At 71.5% G+C, this 4445-nt stretch carries 6 protein-coding genes and 1 pseudogene; 2 read left to right on the top strand and 5 right to left on the bottom strand.

The annotated features are described in order from the left end of the window. Positions 1 to 285: zf-HC2 domain-containing protein (locus tag GT354_RS00480; RefSeq protein WP_346011761.1), on the bottom strand; the 285-nt coding region annotated here is incomplete at its 3' end. Between the two features lie 104 nt (positions 286 to 389). Beyond that, on the bottom strand, positions 390 to 1016 hold the full coding sequence (sigE, locus tag GT354_RS00485; RefSeq protein ID WP_161354132.1) for an RNA polymerase sigma factor SigE: 627 nt from the start codon (positions 1014 to 1016) through the stop codon (positions 390 to 392). 311 nt (positions 1017 to 1327) lie between these two features. Here sigE and GT354_RS00490 point away from each other — a divergent pair, with 311 nt between their 5' ends. Continuing rightward, the gene (locus GT354_RS00490) at positions 1328 to 2020 is read left to right on the top strand and encodes an O-methyltransferase (protein ID WP_161354136.1); all 693 of its coding nucleotides are present in this window, start codon (positions 1328 to 1330) and stop codon (positions 2018 to 2020) included. 145 nt (positions 2021 to 2165) lie between these two features. Here the strand turns inward: GT354_RS00490 and GT354_RS00495 are convergent, their stop codons facing one another. Continuing rightward, the gene (locus GT354_RS00495) at positions 2166 to 2363 is read right to left on the bottom strand and encodes a DUF3117 domain-containing protein (protein ID WP_161354133.1); all 198 of its coding nucleotides are present in this window, start codon (positions 2361 to 2363) and stop codon (positions 2166 to 2168) included. Between the two features lie 281 nt (positions 2364 to 2644). Between GT354_RS00495 and GT354_RS00500 the strand changes: the two genes are divergently transcribed. Continuing rightward, positions 2645 to 3442 (top strand): enoyl-CoA hydratase-related protein, encoded by a 798-nt coding sequence (locus GT354_RS00500; RefSeq protein ID WP_161354134.1) that lies wholly within the window; start codon positions 2645 to 2647, stop codon positions 3440 to 3442. 48 nt (positions 3443 to 3490) lie between these two features. Here the strand turns inward: GT354_RS00500 and GT354_RS00505 are convergent, their stop codons facing one another. Together GT354_RS00505 and GT354_RS00510 are read right to left on the bottom strand one after the other, a co-directional pair. Then, positions 3491 to 4072, bottom strand: coding sequence for a DNA-3-methyladenine glycosylase I (locus GT354_RS00505; RefSeq protein ID WP_161354135.1), 582 nt, complete (start codon positions 4070 to 4072; stop codon positions 3491 to 3493). Beyond that, a pseudogene (locus tag GT354_RS00510) lies at positions 4069 to 4445 on the bottom strand (hypothetical protein); the annotation flags it as partial. The gene GT354_RS00505 and the pseudogene GT354_RS00510, both read right to left, overlap by 4 nt.

Genomic DNA, 4445 nt, shown 5'->3' on the forward strand with positions numbered 1-4445 from the left:
GGCGCCGGCGGGACGCCCGGCGGTCGGGAACGTGAAACGCTCACCGGCCGCGGGTGGCGGCGGCTCCTCCCGGGCGGGATCGCCCATCGCGAGCAGACGCGCCATCAGATCGCCCGAGGGGCCCGGCTGTTGGACCCTCCCGAGCAGTTGCTTCACCTGGCGCTGTTCCTCCGCCTCGTCGCGACACTCCGCGCATTCGGCAAGGTGCGCCAGCACCTTTTCCCGGGCCTCGTGGCCCAGCTCGCCGTCCACATAGGCGGCGAGTTTGTCGTCGAGGTGGCTCACGAGACCACCTCGGATGCCACTCGGGAGGACGCGGTGCGCCTCACCCGTGTCGCACTCACTACCCCCCTGCCCAAGCGGTCGCCGGGCTCACTGATCACGGTCCCTCATCTCCGCACCGTGGTCCGGACCTCCGCAGCCGTCTCCTGGCCTGCCTTGTTCCGGGGAGCACGATGCCGCAGCGCCGCACGGAGCTGGGACCGGCCGCGGTGGATGCGGCTGCGCACGGTCCCGAGTTTCACTCCGAGCGTGGTGGCGATCTCCTCGTACGACAGGCCCTCGATGTCACACAGCACGACCGCGGCGCGGAACTCCGGGGCGAGGGCGTCCAGCGCCTGCTGGACGTCCGCGTCCAGGTGGGCGTCGTCGTATGCCTGCGCGGGCGAGAGTTCGCGACCCGCGAGCCGTTCGCCCGCGTCGTCACCGAGCCCCTCGAAGCGGATGCGCTGACGGCGCCGAACCATGTCGAGGAAAAGGTTCGTGGTGATGCGGTGCAGCCAACCCTCGAACGTGCCGGGCGTGTAGCTCGACAGCGATCGGAACACTCGGACGAACACTTCTTGGGTGATGTCGTCCGCGTCGTGCGGGTTGCCGCTGAGGCGGTAGGCGAGCCGATAGACCCGAGCCGAGTGGGTGCGGACGATGTCCTCCCACGACGGCGGGACCCAGTCGGCCGGTGCGGCCTGGGCAGGACTGCTGATTGCGTTTGCGGCTTCGGCCACGTGATCCGGCATCGGCGACACGTCGCGGGCACAGGATTGTTGCCCGCGGGGGTCGACCACTGCCACACCTCCTCTTCCGAGTAGCGCAACCACCATAAACGTCCTGCCTGTTAAGCCCGGATAAGGGCGCCGGGCGCCCGAACCGTCTCACCGCCTGCCCACTGCCAGGCACCGCGAGGCCACGAGCCTTCGGTTCCTGTCTTCCGAGGTGGCCAACGAACCGCGCGCGGGTCGGGTTCCCCGACCGGCCCATCCGCCGGCGCGCGATCGCCGCGGGCGGCGCTCCCCGGCCTGGGAGACGACCCCTCGGTAATACGCTTGCGCTGAAGTGGCCGACCTCCCCGAACGCGCGGGGGCGGCCGGGACACGAGGAGGAAGCCATTTCCGGCAATCGCCAGGCGAGCTGGGCGTTCGCGGAAGAGTACGTCGGCGAGGACGCCGTCCTCGCGGGCGCCCGCGCCCGCGCCCGGGAAGTCGGCGTGGTCCCGATAGGTCCCGGGGGCGGCGCCGCGCTGCGCTTCCTCGCGGCCGCGGTGGAGGCCAAGGCCGTCGCCGAGATCGGTACCGGCACCGGGGTGTCCGGCCTCTATCTGTTGCGGGGCATGCGGTCCGACGGCGTGCTCACGACCGTGGACGCCGATCCGGAGAACCAACGCCTCGCGAAGGAGACCTTCACCGAGGCGGGATTTCCCAGCGGTCGGGCCCGTTTCATCCCGGGCCGGGCGCTGGAAGTACTGCCCCGGCTCGCCGACGGCGGCTACGACCTGGTGTTCTGCGACGGCGACAAACTCGAATACGTCGACTACCTGGCCGAGGCGCTGCGGCTGCTGCGGCCCGGCGGCGTGGTGTGTTTCGACAACGCGCTGCTGCACGACCGGGTGCCCGATCCGGCCCACCGCGACGCGGAGACCGCGTCGGTGCGCGACGTACTGCGTGTGGTGCGCGAACACGAGTCGCTCGTGCCGGCGCTGCTCCCGGTCGGCGACGGCCTGTTGTGCGCCGCTCGGCGGGCCTGACCCCGCCCGTTCGCCGCGCTTCCCGCACATACGCGCCGCGCGCCCTGCTCCCGGATGCGCGCCGCGGGCGCGCCCGGCCCCGGATACACGAACGGCCCCGGTGGCGACATGAGCTTCCATGTCGTCACCGGGGCCGTCGGCGTCACTACTTCGTCGAGGGCGTCGCCCCTGGGGGTGCGCCCACGGAGTTCTTCAGCGCCTCGCCCAGGGCGCCGGCCTCATCGGCCGACAGCTCGACAACAAGCCGTCCACCGCCCTCAAGCGGAACGCGCATGACGATGCCCCGCCCTTCCTTGGTCACCTCGAGCGGGCCGTCGCCCGTTCGCGGCTTCATGGCCGCCATGCTCGTTCCCCTTCCTGCATATCGACGCACCGGTGCTCAAACCGGCCACCGGTCTTCGAGAGCATTGATCAGGGACCATTATCCCGCATCGAACGGTGGGGTGAGCAACATCGGGTCCCGTCGACCTCCACAACCTCGTCCGTACGGAGCGGAATGAACCGGTCCGTCCCGTGTCCGAAAATGACTGACGCTCCGTCAGGGCCGCACGTGGGCCCGGGGAAGCGGTCCGGCATGCTGTGCACATCCCACCTGCGGTGATGTATGTGATGTGGAGGCAAGTCATGGCCGACACGGCCGACAATGTTCTGTACGAGCTCGCCGACGGGGTCGCGACCGTCACCTTGAACCGTCCCGACGCGATGAACTCGCTCGACGAGCCGACCAAGATCGAATTGCGTGACGCGATCCTGCGCGCGGCCGCGGATCCGGAGGTTCGGGCCGTCCTGCTGACCGGCAGCGGGCGGGCGTTTTGTGCCGGCCAGGACCTCAAGGCGCACATCCGGCAGCTCGAGACCGGTCCGGAAAGCACCTTCTCGACCGTGCGCGAGCACTACAACCCGCTCGTGACGGCACTCGCGACGATGGCCAAGCCGGTGGTCGCCGCGGTCAACGGAGTGGCGGCCGGGGCGGGCGCGTCCATCGCCTGGGCGTGCGACTTCCGGGTGATGGCGGACACGGCCGGATTCAACACCGCGTTCGCCGGGGTCGCGCTCACCGCCGACTCGGGGGCGTCGTGGACGCTGCCGCGTCTGGTGGGCCACGCCAAGGCCACCGAGCTGCTCATGCTGCCGCGTACGGTCAAGGCAGCCGAGGCGCTCGAACTGGGCCTGGCCACCCGGGTGGTACCGGCCGACGAACTGGCCGAGGCCGCGCTCGAACTGGCCCGCCGCCTCGCCGAGGGGCCCACCGTCGCGCTTGCGGCGCTCAAGGAGTCGGTGGCCTACGGAGCGTCGCACTCGCTGGTCGAGACGCTCGAAAAGGAAGAGGAGCTCCAACTGCGCGCGGGCAGCTCCGCGGACCACCGGATCGCCGTCGCGGCGTTCGTCGACAAGGCCAAGCCCGTCTTCACGGGACGCTGACCCCGCGGTGGTCGGCCGGCCCGCGCCGGGCCGGCCGACGGCCGTCAGTCAGCGCGAGACGCAGCCCTTGAGGTGGTCGTTGACCAGACCGCACGCCTGCATCAGGGCGTAGGCCGTGGTCGGCCCCACGAAGCGAAAACCCTTGCGCTTGAGTTCCTTGGCCAGCGCCGTGGACTCCTCGGTGACCGCAGGAACGTCCGACAGGCGCTTGGGGGCCGCCTTGCGCCTGGTGGGCGCGAAGGACCACACGAGGGCGTCCAGACCGCCCTGGAGAGCCTGTGCCGCGCTCGCGTTGGCTATCGCGGCGTCGATCTTGGCCCGATTGCGGATGATGCCCGCGTCGGCGAGCAGCCGCGCGCGGTCGGAGTCGTCGAACGCGGCCACCCGCGCGATGGAGAACTGCGCGAAAGCCGCCCGAAAGCCCTCCCTGCGACGCAGGATCGTCAGCCACGAGAGCCCGGACTGGAACGCCTCCAGGCACAGCCGCTCGTAGAGCCGGTCCTCGCCGTGCACGGGGACGCCCCATTCGGTGTCGTGGTAGGCCCGATAGTCGTCGGGGCCGGTCGCGCCCCACGGACACCGCAGCAGCCCGTCCGGCCCGGCGAGCGGACCACCGACGACGACGGTCACGACGTCGACTCGTTCGTCGACCGGTCCTTCGCGTCGGACGTCGTGCCGTCCTTCGCCGCAGGCGCGGCGGTCTCCTTCGTCCCCGCAGGCGCGGCCTCTTTCGCGTCGGCCGTCGCCTCAGCCGTCGTCGCCTGCTCGACCGGCCCGTCCCCCTGCTCGGCCACGTCCGCCGAGGCGTCCACCGAGGCGTCCGTCACAGCGTCGGCCGTCGGCGCGGCATCCTCCGCCGCACCCGCACCCGCCGCCTCGGCGTCCACCGCCATCGCCGGTCGGCTCACCGGTGGCGCCGACTCGGCCGCGACGGCCACGACCGGCTCCACCGGCGCCGGCCCCGGCTTGTCCAACGACAGCGTGCTCCCCGGCCCGCGCGGCG

Source organism: Streptomyces sp. SID3343, from assembly GCF_009865215.1.
GTDB lineage: Bacteria > Actinomycetota > Actinomycetes > Streptomycetales > Streptomycetaceae > Embleya.